This window comes from Actinomycetes bacterium (assembly GCA_035489715.1).
In the GTDB taxonomy this organism is placed as follows: Bacteria; Actinomycetota; Actinomycetes; order JACCUZ01; family JACCUZ01; genus DATHAP01.
Genome location: DATHAP010000030.1, coordinates 1 through 18,363 on the forward strand (window position 1 = coordinate 1; position 18,363 = coordinate 18,363).

Sequence of the window (18,363 nt, forward strand, 5' to 3'; positions counted from 1 at the left end):
GACCACCCGCGCTCCGTCCAGACCGCCGAGACGGCGTCGCAGGAGGGCCGTGGACAGCGCCAGGCCCAGCAGGTAGGTGGCGGAGTAGGCGACCGCGACGCCGATCATCTTCGCCTCGAGCGGCAGGAGGCCGAAGGCCAGCAGCGCCAGCCCGACGTTGACCGTGGCGATGACCACCTGCAGGAGGAACGGTGTGCGGGTGTCCTCGAAGGCGTAGAAGCCGCGCAGCGCGACGTACTGCGCCGAGAACGCGGGCAGACCGAGGCCGAAGGCGGCCACGAGGAGACCGATGTAGCGGGCGTCGTCGGTGCCACCCTTGCTCGCCGCGTAGAGGACGCCGGTGAGGTCGGGCCCGAGCGCGACCAGCCCGGCTGCCGCGAGCACGATGCCGACCGCGGTCAGGCGCCAGGCGGCGGAGAGGCTGCGCCGGACGTCGTCGACCCGCCCGTCGGCGGCGTCGCGGCTCATCTGCGGCAGTGAGCCGGTCACCACCGAGACGGTGATGACGGAGTGCGGCAGGATGAAGATCAGGTAGGCGTAGGAGTACGCCGTGAAGCCGACGCCGTAGGCCAGCACGTCCTTGGCGGCCTCGCTGGCCCGGGTGCCGAGGTTGACGATGACGACGTACGCCAGCTGGTTGACCAGGACGAACAGCAGCGTCCACTGCGCGAGCTCGCCGGCCTTGCCGAGCCCGTAGCCGCGGAAGTCGAACCGGGGCCGGTAGCCGAAGCCGGTCCGGCGCAGCACCGGCACGAGGACGGCGGCCTGCAGGGCGACGCCGAGGGTGGCGCCGCCGCCGAGGAAGGCGACGGCTGCCGTCGACAGCTCCGCCGGCTGCAGCGGGTCGACGGTGAAGACGGCGATGAAGACCAGGCCGATCACGATGGCGACCAGGTTGTTGACGATCGGCGCCCACATCATCGGCCCGAAGCTGCCGCGCGCGTTGAGGATCTGGCCGAACATCGTGTAGATGCCGTAGAAGAAGATCTGCGGCAGGCACCAGGCGGCGAAGGCGACCGTCACCGCGACGTCGGCGTCGCTCCAGGTCGACGGGGTGTAGAGAGCGACGACCAGCGAGGCCGCGAGGGTCGCCAGCAGCGTGATGGCGGCCAGCACCAGCCCGGCCAGGGTGAGCAGCCGGTCGGTGTAGGCGCGCTCGCGGTCCGCACCCTCCTTCATCGCCCGCACCACCTGCGGCACGAAGACCGTGTTGAGCACCCCGCCCGCGACCAGGATGTAGATGATGTTGGGCACCGTGTTGGCGACGTTGAAGGCGTCGGCCGTGAGCCGGGTGCCGAGGGCGGCCGCGAGCACGATGTTACGACCGAAGCCGAGCACCCTCGAGATCACCGTGCCGGCAGCCATCACGGCGCTGTTGCGAGCTAGGACGTCGGGGGCGGTGTCGCTCTCGGGCTCCGGCTCCGGACCCACGGTGGAGTCGCTGGTGGTCACGGCACCGGCTCCGTGACCTCGGCCTGGTCGGCGACCGTGGGCGGGTCCGGCTCCTCACGGCGGGCGGAGACCACCCGGCGGAGGACCCGTACGCCGGCGGCGAGGAAGAGCACCCCGGCGGCGACCGCGGTGATGTAGAGGGCGACCGTGCCGTACTGCGTGATGCTGATCTGCAGCGGGACGGGCTGCCCGTAGGCCGCGCCGCCGGGGGTGTGCAGCTGGGCGTCGACCACCACCGGTCCGCTGGCGACCGCGCTCGCGGACACCGGGATCTGGCGCTTGGACTTCGGGCCGATGGTGAAGGCCTCGACCGGGTCGACACGCAGGCGCGGGGTCTGCGGGTCGAGCCGGAGCACCACCTCGACCTCCTGGTCGAGCTCGTTGGCGACCGTGACCGGGATCGTGCCGCTGCGGCTGCTGAAGGTGAAGTTGCCCGGCTGCACCCGCACCGACGTACGGGCCTCCGTGAGCAGGTCCTTCTCGCGGTCCAGCCGGTTGACCCGCGAGGGTCGTCCGCGCCACCAGCTGGACTCCAGCAGGTTCACCGACCGTTCGAGCTCGGGGACCAGCTGGGCGGGGTCGGTGAGGATCGCCCGGAGCAGGCTGATGCTCGTGTGCATCGCGTCGAGCGCCCGCAGGTAGAGGCCGGGCAGCTCGAGCCGGCGCTGGACGCTCGGGTAGTCCAGCGGCTGCCGGTCGATCTCCGGCGGGGCGGTCTGGGCGAGCATCCGCAGCGGCACCGCTGCGGTCCACGGTGCGTCCGCGGTCGCCACCAGGCGGTCCAGGAACGCCTGCTCCGGGTCCCACCGGCGGGGCGGCATGACCACGATCGAGCGCTCGGTGCCGGTGCTCGGGAGCTCCGAGGTGATCATCGCCGTCTCGGCGAGGACCCGCTGGCCCGCGAGCAGCGGGTCGGGCCCGTGCCGGCGCAGCTGGTCGGCCAGGCCGGGGTCGGCGAGCAGCCCGGCGACCTTGCCGGACCGCGTCGCCAGGTCGGCCCGGCCGGCCGGGGTGTAGCTGAGGTCGATCTCCGGCGGCACCGCGCGGCCGTCCAGGACCGCCGCGGTGCGCCCGTCGCCGCGCAGCACCCCGAGGGTGCTGCGGTTGACGAAGCCGTTGATCGGCCAGGCGATGTCGGAGACCGGGCCGGCCAGCGGCAGCACGTCGGCGAAGGTGGCCTCGGCGGACGCGTCGGCCCGCACGATGTCGCCGGCCCGGCCGTGCCGGTTCAGGGCGACCAGGTCCGGGTCGGCGTACGGGAGCGGGAGCACCTGCTGGCCCGCCGTGACGGTGCGCAGCCGGTCCAGCCAGAGCCCGGCGATGCCCGAGCCGCCACCCGGCACCGTCGACCCGTCGGGCGCCTGCACCCGGTAGCCGTCGGCCATGTCGGCGGCGGCGGACAGCAGCTCGGGGTCGATCACCCAGGTGAGCGCCGCCGCGTCCTGGATCCGGGTGCCGGCGTCCAGCAGCCGGCCCAGGCGCCCGTCCGCGGACATCTCGCCGGCGAGCACGTCGTCGGAGAACGTGCCGTCCGACAGCCGGGTCGGCCGGGAGACCAGCGGCCACAGCCAGGTGTAGCCGGTGGGCAGGAAGTCCGGCTGCTCGGGCACCCACGGCAGCATCGTGCGGACCATCGCGACGCGGCCGAACCCGGAGGGGCGGCCCGCCAGCACCTCGACGCCGAGGACGTAGACCCCGAAGCCGGTCAGCTGGGGGATCTCGTCCAGCGCGCGGGACACCGCGAAGGTCGTGGTCCCGCCCGCGTCCAGGTCGGGCAGCGTCGTCGTTGCGATGGGGTCACCGTCCCGGCTGGTCGTGCGGCCCTCCGCGACCGCCGCCAGCTCGGCCCGGCTGCCGAGCCGGGTCGCCGAGAGCCGCAGCCGCACCTCGACGTCACGTAGCTCCTGGCGGCCGGTGTTGGTGATCCCGCCGGTGACCCGTAGCACGCCGCCGGCGGTGGCCACGTCGGGACTGATCGAGGTCAGCCGCAGGGCGGCCGGGGTGGTGGCCGCGACCGCCGGCGCCGCGCCTGCGCCGTGCCCGGCCGGCAGACCGGGCGAGAGCGTCAGCGGCACCGCGAGCAGCAGGGTCAGGACGGCCAGGCCCAGCGCCCGGGCACGCGATGAGGGCGCTCCGGCGGGTGGGCGTCGGGTCATGCGGAGTCCGCGAGGAGACCGGCCGCCGTCTCGGCCAGCCGCCGCTCGCCGGCGTAGGCCAGCCGGCCGGCGAGCTCCCCGAGCGGCACCCAGGCCACCTCGTCGACCTCGAGGTCGGCGTCGCTGAGCTCACCGCCGGACGCCTCGAGCAGGTAGTGGTGGACGGTCTTGTGGATCCGGCGGTCCTCGGCGACGAACCAGTAGTCGATCGTGCCCAGCGAGGCCACCACCCGGCCACGGATGCCGGTCTCCTCCTCGACCTCGCGGATCGCCGCGTCCTCGGCGGTCTCGCCGTCCTCGAGGTGACCCTTGGGCAGCGACCACAGCAGGCGGCCGCGCCGGTCGACGCGGCCGATCAGGGCGACCCGGGGGGTCCCGTCGGTGCGGTCCACGACGAGCCCGCCGGCGGAGGTCTCCTCCACCTTCCGCAGCCCCCGCCGGGTGGTGCGCGGGGCACCGTCGCCGTCCTCGCGCCGTCGGCGCGGGCGTCGGGGCATGGACGGACGGGGCACCAGTCGATGGTAGCCAGCGCGGCGGAGCCGTCCCGGCCACGCCGACCGGGGCGGCGCGGGCCGCTGCGGCGCCGCCGTACGCTTGGCGCCCGTGTCCGACCCCTCGTCTCGCAGCCCCCTCGGCGACCCCGTCCCGGCGCTCGGCGCGGCCCAGCGGCGGCTGATCACCGAGCTGCTGCGGGTCGCCCCGGTGGCCGACGAGCTGGGCCGGCGGTTCGCCGGCGCGGGCCACGCGCTGGCCCTCGTCGGGGGCTCGGTGCGCGACGCGCTGCGCGGCCGGCTGGGCCAGGACCTCGACTTCGCCACCGACGCCCGGCCGGAGGAGGTCCTGACGCTGGTGAAGGGCTGGGCCGACGCCTGGTGGGAGGTCGGGATCGCCTTCGGGACCGTGGGTGCCCGCAAGGACGACGTGGTGGTCGAGGTGACGACGTACCGCGACGAGGTCTACCGCTCCGACTCGCGCAAGCCCGAGGTCTCCTACGGCCGCTCCCTGGCCGAGGACCTGCGCCGCCGGGACCTCACGGTCAACGCCATGGCCGTCACGGTGCCGGGCAAGGAGTTCGTCGACCCGTTCGGCGGGCTGGCGGACCTGGCGGCCGGGCTGCTGCGCACGCCGGGCCGCCCGGAGGACTCCTTCGACGACGACCCGCTGCGGATGCTGCGGGTGGCCAGGTTCGCCGCTCAGCTCGGCTTCGCCGTCGACCCGGCGGTCGAGGCGGCGATGACGGCGATGGCGGAGCGCATCGACATCGTCTCCGCGGAGCGGGTGCGCGACGAGCTGGCCAAGCTGGTCTGCGCGCCGCAGCCGCGGGCCGGGCTTGCGCTGCTGGTGCGGACCGGGCTGGCCGAGCGGGTGCTGCCGGAGCTGCCGCGGCTCGCTCTGGAGATCGACGAGCACCACCGGCACAAGGACGTCTACGAGCACACCCTGACGGTGCTGGAGCAGGCGATGGTGCTCGAGTCCAAGGACGGGCCGGGCGAGCCTGATCTTGTCCTGCGGCTGGCCGCTCTCATGCACGACGTCGGCAAGCCCAAGACCCGGCGGTTCGAGCAGGGCGGCGGCGTCTCCTTCCACCACCACGAGGTGGTCGGCGCGAAGCTCACCCGCAAGCGGCTGCAGGTGCTGCGCTTCCCGAAGGACGTCGTCGACGACGTGGCACGGCTGGTGGAGCTGCACCTGCGGTTCCACGGCTACGGCAGCGGGACGTGGACCGACTCGGCGGTCCGGCGCTACGTCGCCGACGCGGGTCCGCTGCTCGACCGGCTGCACCTGCTGACCCGCTCGGACTGCACCACCCGCAACCGTCGCAAGGCCGAGGCGCTGCGCCGGACGTACGACGACCTCGAGGCGCGGATCGCCCGCCTGCGTGAGCAGGAGCAGCTGGACGCGATCCGGCCCGACCTCGACGGCAACGCGATCATGGCGATCCTCGGCGTGCCGCCCGGCCCGGTGGTGGGCAAGGCGTGGGCCCACCTCAAGGAGCTGCGGCTGGACCGCGGCCCGATGACACCGGACGAGGCCGAGGCCGAGCTGCGCGCCTGGTGGGCCGCCCAGCAGGACTGAGGTGGCTGGTCAGGGGGTGGTGGGGAGAGGGCGCGCGGTGGTGCGGTCGTCGAGGCGGCGGGTCGCGAGGCCGTACGTCGCCGCGGTCACCGCGTAGCCGACTGCGATGACGGCGAACACGGCCGGGGACGCCCCGTCGGCCGGCAGGACCAGCGCCGAGAACACGGCCGCCGACACGAACGCGATGTTGAAGATGACGTCGTAGAACGAGAAGACCCGGCCACGGAAGGCGTCGTCCACCGACTCCTGGACGATGGTGTCGACGCAGATCTTCGAGCCCTGGGCCGCGACGCCGACGACGAAGGCGCCGAGCAGCAGACCTGCCTCGCTGAGCCAGACCACGAAGAACGACTCGGTGACGGCCGCCCCCGCGAAGCAGGCCACGATCCAGGTCTGCTTGCGCCAGTGCCGGGTGACCTCCGGCGTCGCCACGGCTGCGAGCAGGAAGCCGACGCCGGACGCCGCGAAGGCGCCGGCGAGCCCGGCCAGCCCGGCGTCGACGTCGTCCGGGTCGTTGAAGTAGCTGCGGAAGAGCAGGATGCCGCTGATCGTCGAGATGCCGTAGAAGAACCGGTGCGCCCCGATCGCGGCCAGGGCTTGGCCGGCCGCCCGGTGCCACCACACGTGGCGGGCGCCGTCGACCAGCCCGCGCGCCACGTGCCGCACCGCCTCCCGCGCCTGCGGCCGGTCGGCCGCGAAGTCCGGCCCGAGGAGGTCCCGGTCCATCCGGGCGGCCAGCAGGGCCGCCAGTGCGTAGGCCAGCGCGGCCACCACGATCACCTGCGCGTCGGAGCCGTCGCCCTCGCCGAGCAGCTTCTTGAGCCCGAAGCCGGCCCCGGCGCCGAGGATCGCGACGATGGTGCCGGTCGTCGTCGACACCGAGTTGGCCATCACCAGCTCGGCCCTCGACACGACGTGCGGCAGGGCGGCCGACAGCCCGGCGAGGAAGAACCTGTTGACCGACAGGCAGGCGAGCACGGCGACGTACAGCGGGACACCGACGACGTGCAGGGCCGTGAGCAGGGCGACGCCGAGGACCATCGCGGTGCGCAGCAGGTTGGCCACGACGAGGATCTGCCGGCGGCGCCAGCGGTCGAGCAGGACGCCGGCGAAGGGACCGACCAGCGAGTAGGGCAGCAGCAGCACGGCGAAGGCCCCCGCGACGTTGGCCGCCGAGGTCTGGCGCTCGGGCGAGAAGAAGAAGACGCTCGCCAGTGCGGACTGGAACGCGCCGTCGGCGGCCTGCGAGGTCAGCCGGGTCGCGAACAGTCGCCGGAAGTCCCGGTGGCGCAGGACGGCCCGGAAGTCGCCGGCGTAGGACACGGCGTCAGGGTACGGAACGAGCGAACCGGACCGGCCGCGCCGGGCGAGCTGCCTGGCGCGACCGGTCCGCTTCGGGACGGGGCGAGGAGTCCTAGCGCTCGATCTCGCCGGCGATGTACTTCTCGACGAGGTCGCGTGCCGTGTCGTCGTCGTGCTGCTCGGGCGGCGACTTCATGAAGTAGGACGACGCCGAGAGGATCGGGCCGCCGACGCCGCGGTCCACGGCGATCTTGGCGCAGCGCAGGGCGTCGATGATGACGCCGGCGGAGTTCGGGGAGTCCCAGACCTCCAGCTTGTACTCAAGGTTGAGCGGCACGTCGCCGAAGTTGCGGCCCTCGAGGCGCACGTAGGCCCACTTGCGGTCGTCGAGCCACTGCACGTAGTCGGACGGGCCGATGTGCACGTTGCGCGACGAGAGCTTGTTCTCCATGTTGCTGGTGACGGCCTGGGTCTTCGAGATCTTCTTCGACTCGAGGCGGTCGCGCTCGAGCATGTTCTTGAAGTCCATGTTGCCGCCGACGTTGAGCTGGTAGGTGCGGTCGAGGATCACGCCGCGGTCCTCGAACAGCTTGGCCAGCACCCGGTGCGTGATGGTGGCGCCGACCTGCGACTTGATGTCGTCGCCGACGATCGGCACGCCGGCGTCCTCGAACTTCTTCGCCCACTCGGGGGTGCCGGCGATGAAGACCGGGAGCGCGTTGACGAAGCCGACGCCTGCGTCGATGGCGCACTGCGCGTAGAACTTCGCGGCGTCCTCGGACCCGACGGGCAGGTAGCAGACGAGCACGTCGACCCGCGCCTCGCGCAGGGCGGCGACGACGTCGACCGGCTCCTCGTCGGACTCGGTGATGGTCTCGCGGTAGTACTTGCCGAGGCCGTCGAGCGTGTGGCCGCGCTGCACGGTGACACCGGTCGGCGGCACGTCGCAGATCTTGATGGTGTTGTTCTCGCTCGCCTTGATGGCGTCGCTGAGATCCTGGCCGACCTTCTTGGCGTCGACGTCGAACGCCGTGACGAACTCCACGTCACGCACGTGGTAGTCCCCGAACTGGACGTGCATGAGGCCGGGCACCCGGCTCTGCGGGTCCGCGTCCTTGTAGTACTCGACGCCCTGGACCAGCGACGCGGCGCAGTTGCCGACGCCGACGATGGCCACGCGTACCGAACCCATGGGGTGCTCCTTCATGATTGCTTCCGGGTGTCTGCCGGGGCGCCGGCCGGGTGGCCGGCCCCAGGCGTCTGGGGGGTCTGCTCCGGCGAGCCCGGCGACTCGCGCCGCCGCTCGTCGTCGATCAGCTCGGAGAGCCAGCGCACCTCGCGCTCGACGCTCTCCAGTCCGTGCTTGTGCAGCTCGAGGGTGTAGCTGTCCAGCCGCTCGCGGGTGCGGGAGAAGGCGGCTCGGAAGCCGTCCATCCGCTCCTCGAGCCGGGACCGCCGGCCCTCGAGGATCCGCAGCCGGGTCGCGGCGTCCGTACGCCCGAAGAAGGCGAAGTGCACGCCGAAGCCGTCGTCCTCCCAGGCGGAGGGGCCGCTCTCGGCGAGCAGGTCCTGCAGGTGCTCCTTGCCCTCGGCCGTCAGCTTGTAGACGATCTTGGAGCGCCGGCCGGCCGGCGCGGTGGCGGTGCTCTCCGGGCCCCCCGGGCCGGGCGCCGAGGTGTCCTGGACGATCAGCCCGGCCGCCAAGAGCTGCTTGAGACAGGGGTAGAGCGAGCCGTAGGAGAACGCCCGCAGCGAGCCGAGGACGGTGCTGAGCCGCTTGCGCAGCTCGTAGCCGTGCAGCGGGCTGTCCTGGAGCAGACCGAGGACGGCCAGCTCGAGGACGTCCGTGCGCTTGGCCACCGGCAGTCCTCTCCGCTCGCTGAGGGTGATCTCGGCGATCAGCCCGATGTATCGACGACATGTATCGCAGCGATACATCGGCACGATAGGCGGCGCTCGCCCTCGGCGCAAGCGGACGTACGCTTCGGGGCCATGGACGCGCCACGGGCGGTCGTCGACTACGGACTGGCGCGCCGCGCCGTCCTCACCGCGCTGCGCGGCGGCGGCCCCACCTCCCGCGAGGACGTCTGCGACGCCCATCCCTACCTGCTGCGCGCCGCCCGCCACCACGGCGAGCCCACCGGTCGCGATTGCCCGGTGTGCCGGCGGCGCCCCCTCACCGAGGTGAGCTACGTCTACGGCGACGAGCTGGGCGGGTACTCCGGCCGGGTCCGGACCGCTCGCGAGCTCGCGGAGATGGCGCGGGAGCACGCGGAGTTCCGGGTGTACGTCGTCGAGGTCTGCGCCGGCGAGCCGGCGGCCGGCCGCGGTGATCTGGGTCACGGCGGGGGCTGCGGCTGGAACCACCTCGTGCAGTCGTACGTCCTCGGTGACGGGGTCCGCCGCGCGTCGTCGCGGCGGCGCACGGCGAATCGTTGATCCGTCGGGCACGTCGTTACGCTGACGCCCCTGCCCTTGTCCCCTGACGAACCGGTACCCCGTGAGAGTCGACTACCCCCGCCGTGACCACGACGGGATCCGCCGCTTCCTGCCGTCGTGGCGACAGCTGCTCGCTGTGTGCGGCGTCGGTTTCCTCTGCATGGTGGCCGCGGTCGGCGTCGCCTACTCGATGACGCCGATCCCGCAGCCCAACGACCTGATCAGCGCGCAGACCACGATCGTCTACTACGACAACGGCAAGACCGAGATCGGTCGCTTCGGCGAGCAGAACCGCATCATCATCCCGCTGGACCAGGTGCCCGAGCCGGTGCAGAAGGCGGTGCTCTCGGCCGAGGACCGCTCGTTCTACGAGAACCGCGGCATCTCGCCGACCGGCATCGCCCGCGCGTTCTGGAACAACCTGCGCGGCGGCCCGCAGCAAGGCGGGTCGACGATCACCCAGCAGTACGCCAAGAACGCGTACCTGTCGCAGGAGCGGACCTACACCCGCAAGCTCAAGGAGTTCTTCATCGCGGTCAAGCTGGACCGCCGCGACGACAAGGACAAGATCCTCGCCGACTACCTCAACACCATCTACTTCGGCCGCGGTGCCTACGGCATCGAGACGGCTGCGCAGACCTACTTCGCCAAGCCGGCCTCCGAGCTCACGGTCGAGGAGGGCGCCGTCCTCGCCTCGGTGATCCGGTCACCGGCCAACTACGACCCGGACGAGGACGCCGAAGCCCTCGCCAACCGCTTCGACTACGTGCTCGACGGCATGGTGGCCAAGGGCTGGCTCGACCCGTCGGAGCGGGCCGGCATGCAGGTGCCCAAGACCGCTGACCCGCGCAAGGCCAAGGGCGGCCCCAACTACTACCTGCTCGACTCGGTCCGCCGCGAGCTCAAGGCCGAGGGGTTCTCCGACCAGGACATCGACCTGGGCGGTCTGCGCGTGGTGACGACGTTCGACCGCAAGTCGCAGCGCGCCGCGGTGCGCGCCGTGCGCCAGGAGCGGCCGCGCGAGAACGCCCGCAACGTGCACATCGGCCTCTCTGCCGTGCAGCCCGGCACGGGTGCGGTCATCGCGATGTACGGCGGGCCCAACGCGGGCGAGCTCAACGAGGCGACCCAGGCCCGGGTCCAGCCCGGCTCGTCGTTCAAGCCGTTCGCCCTGTCCGCCGCCCTCGACGACGGCGTGAGCCTCAAGAGCCGCTACAACGGCAACTCGCCGCAGGAGCTCCCGGGCACCGACAAGGAGGTCAACAACGAGTTCGACCGCGACTACGGGTCGTCCGTGGACCTCGTCACTGCGACCGAGCAGAGCATCAACACCGCCTACGTGGACCTCACCCTCGACATCGGGCCGGAGCGAGTGCTCGACGCGGCGGTCGAGGCCGGCATCCCCGAGGACACCCCCGGGCTCGAGCCGAACGCCGTCATCCCGCTCGGGACCGCGTCGGTGCACAACATCGACATGGCCAACGCCTACGCCACCTTCGCCGCGCAGGGGCAGCGCGCGCAGTGGCACGTGATCGACGAGGTGAAGGGCAGCAACGGCGGCACCAGGTTCCGGGCCGACACGGACACCGAGCGGGCCTTCGGCAAGGACGTGATGGCCGACGTGTCCTACGCGCTGCAGCAGGTCGTGCAGTCCGGGACCGGCACCGAGGCCCAGAACGTCGACCGGCCGGCGGCCGGCAAGACGGGCACCGCCGCGCTGCGTCCCGACACCACGACGTCGGCCTGGTTCGTGGGCTACACGCCGCAGCTGTCGGCGGCCGTCAGCTTCTACAAGGGCACCGGGCGGGCCGACCTCGACGGCGTCGGCGGGCTGCCGACGTTCTTCGGCGGCGAGTACCCGGCGCGCATCTGGACCGCGTTCATGACCGGCGCGATGCAGGGCATGCAGGTCGAGGACTTCCCGGAGCCGGAGTACGTCGGGGAGACCCGCAACCCGGCACCGAGCTTCACGCCGACGCCGACGCCGACCACGTCGACCCCGACGCCCACCACCACCTCGGCGCCGCCGTCGACGGTGGCGCCGTCGCCGACCGACACCAACACCCCCGGCCCGCCGAGCACGCCGCCCGGCCAGGACACCTCCTCGCCGTCGGTCAGCGTGTCGCTGGCCCCCTCCCAGGAAGAGGGGGGCTGACGGACCGGGTGACCGAGGTCGTCGCACCCTCGCGCGACGACCCGGTGGTGCGGGGTGGCAGCGAGGTCGTCGGGGGGCCGCTCGGCCGCCGGGCGGGGACCGGGCGCAGCTGGTGGACGCCGCTGCGCGTGCTCCTGGCGCTGACCTTCCTCACCTGCGGCGTGGGCCTCGTGCAGAAGGACTGGTGCCGCGACCACGGCTGGGGCGCTCCCGGCAACTACACCCACGGCTGCTACACCGACATCACCCCGCTCTACTACGGCCGCGGCCTCGCCGACGGTGAGATCCCCTACGTCGACCAGACAGACGAGCGCACGGTGGAGTACCCCGTCCTGACCGGCGCCGCCATGTGGCTCACCGCGCAGCTGGTGCCCGACGACGCCGACCCGGCGGCGCGGTCCCTGCGCTACTTCGACATCAACGCGCTCGCGCTTGCCGTGTGCGCCGGCATCGCGGTCGCCGCGACCGCGCTCACCGCCGGCAGGCGACCGTGGGACGCCGCCCTGGTCGCTCTGGCACCGGGGCTGGCCCTGGCGGGCACCATCAACTGGGACCTGTACGCCGTGGCGCTGCTGGCGGTCGGGATGCTGATGTGGGCCCGGTCCAGACCCGTGGCCGCCGGCGTCCTGATCGGGCTCGCGGCGGCCGCCAAGTTCTACCCGCTCTTCGTCCTCGGCGCACTGCTCGTGCTCTGCCTGCGAGCCGGCCGGATGCGCGAGCTCGGGCATACGGTGGCCGCCGCCGCACTGGCCTGGGTCGCGGTCAACGTCCCGGTGATGCTGGCCGACTTCGACGGGTGGGCGAAGTTCTACCGGCTCTCGCGTGAGCGGGACGCCGGCTTCAGCTCGATCTGGTTCGTGCTCGACCAGCAGGGCCACGGCGTCTCGGCCGGGGCGCTGAACCTGCTGGCGGGCGGGCTGTTCGCCTTGGCCTGCGCCGGGATCGCGGTGCTCGGCCTGGCCGCCCCCCGCCGGCCGCGGCTGCCGCAGATGGTGCTCCTGGTCGTGGCCGCCTTCCTGCTCACCAACAAGGTGTACTCGCCGCAGTACCTGCTCTGGCTGCTGCCGCTGGCCGCGCTGGCCCGCCCGAGGTGGCGCGACGTCCTGATCTGGCAGGCCGGCGAGGTGATCCACTTCGTCGGGATCTGGCTCCTCATCGCGGGCTACCCGCCCGGCGACCCCAACCGTGCGCTCGGGGCGGACGGCTACGGGGTGACCGTCCTCGCCCACGTCGCCGGCACGCTGTGGCTGTGCGCGATGGTCGTGCGAGACGTGCTGCACCCAGAGCACGACCCGGTGCGCACCGAGGACGGCCGCCCGGTCGCCGACGACCCGGCCGGCGGCGTGCTCGACGGCGCCGAGGACCAGCTCCGCCTGGTCACCCGCCACCCCCACGACGACCCGGCTGCCGACCGGGGGCGGGAAATGATCACGTAAGCATGATCAGTGCACCCGAAGCATGGCGTATCCGCCGTGCACGGGGTGAATCGATCACGTATACGTGATCATTTCGCGGCGGCCGGCGCGACCCGGTCGGGGTGCAGGGTGGTCAGCCGCACGTCGCAGACCAGCTCGTCGCCGATCGACGGCGGGGTGACCGAGGCCGGCAGCAGCAGCAGCGACACGTGCATGTGCGGCGGCTCGGCGAACCACCGCTGGTGCCCGGCCCAGGTGAACGGCGACAGCGCGCGGTTGGCCGCCGCGAGGCCGCCGACCGCCAGCGCCTTGCCGCGCCCGACCGGCCCGCGCACGGTCCGCGGCGCCTCGAGCGCCACCCCGTGGGCCGTCCCGCCGCTCACCACCACGAGGTGCGCGTCGCGCAGCGCCCGCCGCCGCCGGTAGCCGTAGTGCTCGCCGCGGGCCAGCGGGTGCACGTCGAGGACGGTGCCCCTGGCGACCAGCGCATCCCGGTCGCCGAGCCACAGCGCGGTGCCGACCCGCGGCCGGAAAGTCGTCGACGGGAACCGCGTCCGCAGTCCCGCCAGCTCGGCCGCGGTGAGGTGTGACACCCACGCGACGTCGGTCGGCACACCGGCCGCAGCGAAGCGCTCGAGCCAGCCGCCCACCTCGGCGGCCGGGTCGTAGCCGCCGTGCCGGTCCATCGGCAGGTGGAACGCGAGACCTTCCAGCCGTACGTCGCCCAGCAGCCCGGCCACCGATGCCACGGCGTCGGCCGGCAGACCGTGGCGCCGCATGGTCGTCATGCCCTCGACGACCACCCGCGCACCACCCCCGGCGCGCAGCGTCTCGAGGTGGGCAACGGTCCGGACCGCCCGGCCGGCCGGGTCGTCCTCGCAGCGCGGGTAGGACGGGCTCATCACCAGCACGTCGCCGTCGAAGTGCTCGCGGACCACCGGCAGCTCGTCGGACGTCCCGACCGCCACCGCCGGCACGCCGAGCCGCGCCGCCTCGGCCGCCAGCCGGGCGTTGCCGAAGCCATACCCGTTGCCCTTGATGACCGGCACGATGCCCGGTGTCGTCTCGACCACTGAAGACAGGTGCGTGCGCCAGCGGTCCTCGTCGACGTACAGCGAGAAGGTCATCGCGCCACCCGCGACCGACGGTCAGCCACGACGGCCCATGTAGACCTCGAACGCCTTGAAGAGCACCCTGTTCAGCGGCAGGTCCCACTCGCCGAGGTACTCGACGGCCTCGCCGCCGGTGCCGAGCTTGAACTGGATCAGCCCGAAGTGCGGGTCGTCCTCGGAGAGGGTGTCGGTGATGCCGCGCAGGTCGTAGACCTCGGCGCCGGACGCGGCCGCGTCGCGCAGCATCCGCCACTGCACGGCGTTGGAGCCGCGCACCTCGCGCTTGGCCGTCGACGAGGCGCCGTAGGAGTACCACGCGTGCCGGCCGACCTGCACCAGCGTCGTCGCGGCGACCAGGTCGCCCTCGTGGCGCGCCAGGTAGAGCCGGATCCGGTTCTCGTCCTCGGCCCGCATCGCCGACCACATCCGCTGGAAGTACGACAGCGGCCGGCCGGTGAAGTGGTCGCGCTCCGAGGTCTCCAGGTAGAGCCGGTGGAAGTCCGGCAGGTCGGCCTCGGTGCCCAGCGTCACCTCGACGCCGGCCTTGTCGGCCTTCTTGACGTTGCGCCGCCACAGCTGGTTGAAGCCCGCGAGCAGCTGGTCCTCGGTGCGGCTCGCGAGGGACACCTGGAACACGTACTGCGGCTGACCCGCGGCGAAGCCCTCGTCGCTGCTCGGCGGGCGCCACCCGAGAACCGTGAGGGTGGCCGCGACGTCCGCGGCCGTCGGGTCCTCGCTGTCCGGTGGTACGTCCCCGAGCCGCTTCGCCGAGCCGTCGGCGACAGCTGCCTTGACGGTGGCGGCCGACCAGCGGCGCCCGGCGACCAGCGGGCCCATCTTGATGCCGAAGGCGCCGGCCGCCTTCAGGTGCTCGGTCATCGGCGTCAGCCAGCCGTCCAGATCGTCAGCCGTCCAGTCGATGACCGGGCCCTCGGGCAGGTAGGCCAGGAACCGCTTGACCCTGGGTACCTGCCGGAGCAGCACCAGGCCGGCCCCGACCAGGGTCCCGCGCGCGTCGTACCAGCCGAGGCTCTGCGAGCCCCACTCCGACTTGACCGCCGCCCACGACGGGCACTGCAGGAAGCTCACCGACGTCTCGCGGGACCGTGCGGTCACGAAGGCGAGGTGCTCGTCGCGCGAGATCTCGCGGACGGTGAGCGAAGCCATGGCGCAGGAGGCTACCCAGCCACCAGTCACAGGTCTCTCGCGGCCAGTCGCGGCACACGAGGAGGCCGGCCGACGGTCGGTCGCGGCAGACGAGGAAGCGGGGGGCGGGGAGGGGGTGGCGGAGCGTGGTCGGGCCTGCGGGGAGGCCGAGCTTGCGAGACCGGATGGGCGGAGCCGCCGCCTCCCCGCACCCCCACCGTGCCCCCGAGACGGCGAGAGAGCCCCGCCACCCACGTGGGGTGCGGGGCTCTCGCGGTTGTGCGGTGGCGTGGGTGGTGCGGTCTCGCGGTGGTGCGGTGGTGCGGTGGCGCGGGTGGTGCGGTGGGGCTCAGGCCTGGCGGACGGCCTGCGCCTCGATCTCGATGACGACCTTCTTCGAGACCAGGACGCCGCCGGTCTCCAGGGCGACGTTCCACGTCATCCCGAAGTCCTCGCGGTCGATCTCGGTGCTCGCGGTGACGGCGATCTTCTCGTTGCCGAAGGGGTCCTTGACGACGCCGTCGAGCTCGACGTCCAGCTCGATCTGGCGGGTGGTGTCCTGGATCGTCAGGTCGCCGACGACCGTGAACCTGGTGCCCTTCTGCTTGGTCACCTTGGCGTTGCCGAAGGTCATCGTCGGGTACTTCTCGGCCTCGAGGAAGTCGCCCGAGCGGAGGTGGCCGTCGCGGTCCGGGGTACCGGTGTCGATCGAGGCGGTCTGGATCGTCGCCTCGGCGGTCGAGCCGGTGACGTCGTCGCCGACCGTGATCGATCCCTCGAACTGGCCGAAGTGGCCGCGCACCTTGGTGACCATCAGGTGGCGGGCGACGAAGCCGATGCGGGTGTGCGTCGGGTCGAGCACGTAGGTACCGGCGGCCGGCAGGGCCACACCGTCCACGACGCGCAGCGCGCCGGCGGCGTTCTCGGTGGCCTGCTCGACGGCGATGTCGCGGCCGGTCTGGGGGGTGGTGGTCATGGTGGGTTTGTCCTCTCCTACGGGCGGTACCGGTCGGTGGCTGACCGGGAATCTGCGATGTCTGCTGAAGCAAAGATTGCCCTCTCAACATTCCCATTGTCAAGTTCAGGTACGATGATCTCGTGCCGGACCCCCAGACCACTCCCCTCGACGCTGCGCTGGCCGACGACCGCCTGACCGTCGTCGGCCTGCTGGCCGAGGCCTTCGCCGGGCTCGAGGCCCGGTCGAGCGCCCAGCTGGGCGCTCATGGGCTGTCCGGCGTGGAGTTCGAGGTCCTGCTGCGGCTGGCCCGCTCGCCGCTGGGCCTGCTCCGGATGTCCGACCTGAGCGCCCAGACCACGCTGACCAGCAGCGGCGTGACCCGCGTCGTGGACCGGCTGGTCGACCGGGGCCTGGTCGCCCGCCAGGCCTGCGCCACCGACCGGCGCACCACCTACGCCGTGGTGACCGAGGCCGGCCGCTCGCTGCTCACCGAGGTGCTGCCCGGCCACCTGGCCCTGATCGAGAGCTCGCTGCTGGACCCGCTGCGCCGAGGCGGCCCCGAGGAGCTCGAGGCGTTCGTCACCGCGCTGCGTCGGCTGCGGGACCACCTCGCACCCTGCTCCACGGTGGGCAGCGACGGGCCGCTCCCCCACCAGGGAGCCGCCGCCGGGGCGGTCGGCGCTCTCTAGGCGAGGCTACCTAGGCGGGGAGCCGCTCCCGCAGGAACGCGATGTCGGCGCCCTGCCCGGCCGCTCCGCCGGGGGTCTCCACCACGACGGGCGCCCCGGCCGCGGCCACCACCGCCACGATCTCGTCGCCGTCGATCGCCCCGGACCCGAAGTTGGCGTGCCGGTCGGCCCCGGAGTCGAAGGCGTCCCGCGAGTCGTTCGCGTGCACCAGGTCGATCCGCCCGGTGATCGCCTTGACCCGGTCAACGACCCCTGCCAGCTCCTCGCCGCCCGCGTGGGCGTGGCAGGTGTCGAGGCAGAAGCCCACCTTGGCCAGGACCGCCGCCTCGACCCGGTCCTCCAGGACCTCCCACAGCCGGGCCACCCGGTCCAGCCGCCGGGCCATCGCGTTGCCCCCGCCCGCGGTGTTCTCGATCAGCACCGGCAGCGGTGGATCGAATCGCTCGAAGGTCTTGGCCCAGTTGTCGAAGCCGCCCTCCGGGTCGTCGTCCTTGAGGACGTGACCGCCATGCACGATCAGCCCCTTCGCGCCGCACTCGGCGGCCAGCCGGGCGTGCTGCTCGAGCAGCTTGCGGCTGGGGATCCGGATCCGGTTGTTGCTGGTGGCCACGTTGAGGACGTACGGCGCATGGATGTAGACGTCGACCCCCGCGGCCGCGGCATCGGCGCGCAGTGCCGCCGCCCCGCCGGCCCGGGTCACCGTGGGGGCCTTCCAGCCCTGCGGGTCGCCGAGGAAGGTCTGCACCAGGTCCGCCAGGCGGGCCGTCGCCTCCGCGAGCGGGTCGGCCTGGTCGACGTGGGCTCCGATGCGCAGTGCGGTCACGGGACCGACCCTACGACCGTCCACCGACCGGCCGGGAGCCACCGACCGCGGCCTGTGGACGACGATTCGGCCCTGCCGCCCACGCCCGGTAGTCTTGGCCTCCTGACCGCCGGACCCGGTGCCGGCGGTCGACGCAGTAGCCCTCCTGCCACGGAGAGACCGTGGCCGCTCGAGTCCAGAGGAGGTGGGTTGTCCGCATGCGTCACTACGAGCTCATGGTGATCCTCGACCCCGACGTCGAGGAGCGCACCGTCGGTCCCGCTCTCGACCAGTTCCTGACCGTCGTGAAGAAGGACGGCGGCGACGTCGAGAAGGTCGACATCTGGGGCCGTCGCCGGATGTCCTTCGAGATCAGGAAGAAGGCAGAAGGCATCTACGCCGTCGTCGACCTGCAGGCCGAGCCGGCGACCGTCAAGGAGCTCGACCGCCAGCTCAACCTCAACGAGGCCGTGCTGCGCACCAAGGTCATCCGCCCCGACCAGCGCTGAGCGAAGGAGCCACCGAACATGGCCGCAGGCGACACCGTCATCACCCTCGTCGGCAACCTCGTCGACGACCCCGAGCTGCGCTTCACCCCGAGTGGCGCGGCCGTGGCCAAGTTCCGCATGGCCTCCACTCCGCGGTACCTCGACAAGCAGAC

General features: G+C 72.7%; 17 protein-coding genes. 7 read left to right on the plus strand and 10 right to left on the minus strand.

The window, feature by feature from the left end:
* The 3 genes from murJ to VK640_02520 all read right to left on the minus strand — a co-directional run.
* Window positions 1-1,452: murein biosynthesis integral membrane protein MurJ (murJ, locus tag VK640_02510; GenBank protein HTE72054.1), on the minus strand; the 1,452-nt coding region annotated here is incomplete at its 3' end.
* The gene (locus VK640_02515; GenBank protein HTE72055.1) at window positions 1,449-3,608 is read right to left on the minus strand and encodes a DUF6049 family protein; all 2,160 of its coding nucleotides are present in this window, start codon (window positions 3,606-3,608) and stop codon (window positions 1,449-1,451) included. The genes murJ and VK640_02515, both read right to left, overlap by 4 nt.
* Window positions 3,605-4,105 (minus strand): NUDIX hydrolase, encoded by a 501-nt coding sequence (locus VK640_02520; protein ID HTE72056.1) that lies wholly within the window; start codon window positions 4,103-4,105, stop codon window positions 3,605-3,607. Before VK640_02520 ends, VK640_02515 begins: the two co-directional genes overlap by 4 nt.
* A 106-nt stretch (window positions 4,106-4,211) precedes the next feature.
* On the opposite strand from VK640_02520, the gene VK640_02525 reads away from it, so the two are divergent.
* Entirely contained in the window at window positions 4,212-5,684 is a 1,473-nt protein-coding gene (locus VK640_02525) for a CCA tRNA nucleotidyltransferase (protein ID HTE72057.1), read from the plus strand.
* A gap of 9 nt (window positions 5,685-5,693) precedes the next feature.
* On the opposite strand, the gene VK640_02530 is transcribed toward VK640_02525, so the two are convergent.
* The 3 genes from VK640_02530 to VK640_02540 all read right to left on the minus strand — a co-directional run bounded on the left by VK640_02530 (window position 5,694) and on the right by VK640_02540 (window position 8,846).
* A complete protein-coding gene (locus VK640_02530; GenBank protein ID HTE72058.1) occupies window positions 5,694-7,007 on the minus strand; it encodes an MFS transporter in 1,314 nt (437 codons plus the stop codon).
* A gap of 91 nt (window positions 7,008-7,098) precedes the next feature.
* Entirely contained in the window at window positions 7,099-8,178 is a 1,080-nt protein-coding gene (locus VK640_02535) for an inositol-3-phosphate synthase (protein ID HTE72059.1), read from the minus strand.
* A gap of 11 nt (window positions 8,179-8,189) precedes the next feature.
* A complete protein-coding gene (locus VK640_02540) occupies window positions 8,190-8,846 on the minus strand; it encodes a PadR family transcriptional regulator (GenBank protein ID HTE72060.1) in 657 nt (218 codons plus the stop codon).
* Between the two features lie 132 nt (window positions 8,847-8,978).
* Between VK640_02540 and VK640_02545 the strand changes: the two genes are divergently transcribed.
* From VK640_02545 to VK640_02555, 3 genes are all read left to right on the plus strand, one after another.
* Window positions 8,979-9,425, plus strand: coding sequence for a DUF5318 family protein (locus tag VK640_02545; protein HTE72061.1), 447 nt, complete (start codon window positions 8,979-8,981; stop codon window positions 9,423-9,425).
* Between the two features lie 61 nt (window positions 9,426-9,486).
* A complete protein-coding gene (locus tag VK640_02550) occupies window positions 9,487-11,580 on the plus strand; it encodes a transglycosylase domain-containing protein (protein ID HTE72062.1) in 2,094 nt (697 codons plus the stop codon).
* Window positions 11,581-11,588: 8 nt separating this feature from the next.
* A complete protein-coding gene (locus tag VK640_02555; GenBank protein ID HTE72063.1) occupies window positions 11,589-13,016 on the plus strand; it encodes a glycosyltransferase 87 family protein in 1,428 nt (475 codons plus the stop codon).
* A 68-nt stretch (window positions 13,017-13,084) separates the two neighbouring features.
* Here VK640_02555 and VK640_02560 read toward each other — a convergent pair whose 3' ends face one another.
* The 3 genes from VK640_02560 to VK640_02570 all read right to left on the minus strand — a co-directional run bounded on the left by VK640_02560 (window position 13,085) and on the right by VK640_02570 (window position 16,229).
* Entirely contained in the window at window positions 13,085-14,122 is a 1,038-nt protein-coding gene (locus VK640_02560; protein HTE72064.1) for an alanine racemase, read from the minus strand.
* 21 nt (window positions 14,123-14,143) lie between these two features.
* Window positions 14,144-15,274 carry a peptidoglycan bridge formation glycyltransferase FemA/FemB family protein gene (locus VK640_02565; protein ID HTE72065.1) on the minus strand — a complete coding sequence of 377 codons (1,131 nt, stop codon included), beginning with the start codon at window positions 15,272-15,274 and terminating at the stop codon, window positions 14,144-14,146.
* A 328-nt stretch (window positions 15,275-15,602) separates the two neighbouring features.
* Entirely contained in the window at window positions 15,603-16,229 is a 627-nt protein-coding gene (locus tag VK640_02570; protein HTE72066.1) for a YceI family protein, read from the minus strand.
* 122 nt (window positions 16,230-16,351) lie between these two features.
* Here VK640_02570 and VK640_02575 point away from each other — a divergent pair, with 122 nt between their 5' ends.
* A complete protein-coding gene (locus tag VK640_02575; GenBank protein ID HTE72067.1) occupies window positions 16,352-16,900 on the plus strand; it encodes a MarR family transcriptional regulator in 549 nt (182 codons plus the stop codon).
* 10 nt (window positions 16,901-16,910) lie between these two features.
* On the opposite strand, the gene VK640_02580 is transcribed toward VK640_02575, so the two are convergent.
* On the minus strand, window positions 16,911-17,723 hold the full coding sequence (locus VK640_02580; protein HTE72068.1) for a deoxyribonuclease IV: 813 nt from the start codon (window positions 17,721-17,723) through the stop codon (window positions 16,911-16,913).
* A gap of 197 nt (window positions 17,724-17,920) precedes the next feature.
* On the opposite strand from VK640_02580, the gene rpsF reads away from it, so the two are divergent.
* Together rpsF and VK640_02590 are read left to right on the plus strand one after the other, a co-directional pair.
* Complete coding sequence (gene rpsF, locus VK640_02585; protein HTE72069.1) at window positions 17,921-18,211, plus strand: 30S ribosomal protein S6; 291 nt, start codon at window positions 17,921-17,923, stop codon at window positions 18,209-18,211.
* Window positions 18,212-18,229: 18 nt separating this feature from the next.
* The coding region (locus tag VK640_02590) for a single-stranded DNA-binding protein (protein HTE72070.1) at window positions 18,230-18,363 on the plus strand (134 nt) is incomplete at its 3' end.

Bases quoted from the DNA above. Each gene is read 5' to 3' on its own strand.
- VK640_02515 (HTE72055.1), bottom strand. From the start codon at position 3,608: ATGACCCGACGCCCACCCGCCGGAGCGCCCTCATCGCGTGCCCGGGCG.
- VK640_02520 (HTE72056.1), bottom strand. From the start codon at position 4,105: ATGCCCCGACGCCCGCGCCGACGGCGCGAGGACGGCGACGGTGCCCCG.
- VK640_02535 (HTE72059.1), bottom strand. From the start codon at position 8,178: ATGGGTTCGGTACGCGTGGCCATCGTCGGCGTCGGCAACTGCGCCGCG.
- VK640_02545 (HTE72061.1), top strand. From the start codon at position 8,979: ATGGACGCGCCACGGGCGGTCGTCGACTACGGACTGGCGCGCCGCGCC.
- VK640_02560 (HTE72064.1), bottom strand. From the start codon at position 14,122: ATGACCTTCTCGCTGTACGTCGACGAGGACCGCTGGCGCACGCACCTG.
- VK640_02565 (HTE72065.1), bottom strand. From the start codon at position 15,274: ATGGCTTCGCTCACCGTCCGCGAGATCTCGCGCGACGAGCACCTCGCC.
- VK640_02570 (HTE72066.1), bottom strand. From the start codon at position 16,229: ATGACCACCACCCCCCAGACCGGCCGCGACATCGCCGTCGAGCAGGCC.
- rpsF (HTE72069.1), top strand. From the start codon at position 17,921: ATGCGTCACTACGAGCTCATGGTGATCCTCGACCCCGACGTCGAGGAG.